At 52.0% G+C, this 1,010-nt stretch carries 9 tRNA genes and 1 rRNA gene; all 10 read right to left on the bottom strand.

Annotation, left to right across the window (positions count from 1 at the left end):
* Nucleotides 1–100: 100 nt before the first annotated feature.
* Nucleotides 101–176: transfer RNA gene (locus tag IEX12_RS23150), tRNA-Ala, on the bottom strand.
* 7 nt (nucleotides 177–183) lie between these two features.
* A tRNA-Pro gene (locus IEX12_RS23145) sits at nucleotides 184–260 on the bottom strand.
* Nucleotides 261–267: 7 nt separating this feature from the next.
* Nucleotides 268–344, bottom strand: a tRNA-Arg gene (locus IEX12_RS23140).
* A gap of 6 nt (nucleotides 345–350) precedes the next feature.
* Nucleotides 351–436 (bottom strand) — tRNA-Leu (locus IEX12_RS23135).
* An 8-nt stretch (nucleotides 437–444) separates the two neighbouring features.
* Nucleotides 445–519 (bottom strand) — tRNA-Gly (locus IEX12_RS23130).
* An 18-nt stretch (nucleotides 520–537) separates the two neighbouring features.
* A tRNA-Leu gene (locus IEX12_RS23125) sits at nucleotides 538–622 on the bottom strand.
* A gap of 7 nt (nucleotides 623–629) precedes the next feature.
* Nucleotides 630–705, bottom strand: a tRNA-Lys gene (locus tag IEX12_RS23120).
* Between the two features lie 24 nt (nucleotides 706–729).
* Nucleotides 730–805: transfer RNA gene (locus IEX12_RS23115), tRNA-Thr, on the bottom strand.
* Between the two features lie 22 nt (nucleotides 806–827).
* Nucleotides 828–903 (bottom strand) — tRNA-Val (locus IEX12_RS23110).
* 12 nt (nucleotides 904–915) lie between these two features.
* Nucleotides 916–1,010: ribosomal RNA gene (gene rrf, locus IEX12_RS23105) — 5S ribosomal RNA — on the bottom strand; the annotation flags it as partial.

Raw genomic sequence — 1,010 nt, 5'->3', positions numbered from 1 at the left:
TTCAAAGAGCAAATGTTTTGTCGCTCTAATTTTGGCGACTTGATTATTATATCAACCTAACAAGCATTTGTCAATAACTTTTTTAGGTTTGGAAATAATATGGTGGAGCCTAGCGGGATCGAACCGCTGACCTCCTGCGTGCAAAGCAGGCGCTCTCCCAGCTGAGCTAAGGCCCCTTCAAAATGGTCGGGAAGACAGGATTCGAACCTGCGACCCCATGGTCCCAAACCATGTGCTCTACCAAGCTGAGCTACTTCCCGCAAAATATGGCGCGCCCGAGAGGAGTCGAACCCCTAACCTTTTGATCCGTAGTCAAACGCTCTATCCAATTGAGCTACGGGCGCATATGATGCCGAGGGCCGGACTCGAACCGGCACGGTAGAAACCTACCGCAGGATTTTAAGTCCTGTGCGTCTGCCAATTCCGCCACCCCGGCATGGGAATTGGAGCGGAAGACGGGATTCGAACCCGCGACCCCCACCTTGGCAAGGTGGTGTTCTACCACTGAACTACTTCCGCTTAATACATTGAAATGAATGGTGCGGGTGAAGGGAGTCGAACCCCCACGTCGAAAGACACTAGATCCTAAGTCTAGCGCGTCTGCCAATTCCGCCACACCCGCAAAACCTTGGTGAGCCATGGAGGATTCGAACCTCCGACCCTCTGATTAAAAGTCAGATGCTCTACCGACTGAGCTAATGGCTCCAAAAAAGTTATATGCATCAAAAATGGTGCCGGCCAGAGGACTTGAACCCCCAACCTACTGATTACAAGTCAGTTGCTCTACCAATTGAGCTAGGCCGGCTTATGTAGTTATAAAAAACAAATGGTGGAGGATGCAGGGCTCGAACCTGCGACCCCCTGCTTGTAAGGCAGGTGCTCTCCCAGCTGAGCTAATCCTCCGACACTTATGTAGCCTGGCGGCGTCCTACTCTTGCAGGGGCAAAGCCCCAACTACCATCGGCGCTGGAGAGCTTAACTACTGTGTTCGGCATGGGAACAGGTGTGAC

The sequence above is a fragment of the Lentibacillus populi genome (assembly GCA_014642895.1).
GTDB classification, from domain to species: Bacteria; Bacillota; Bacilli; order Bacillales; family Amphibacillaceae; genus Lentibacillus_C; species Lentibacillus_C populi.
This window is presented reverse-complemented; position numbering and strand designations above follow the sequence as displayed.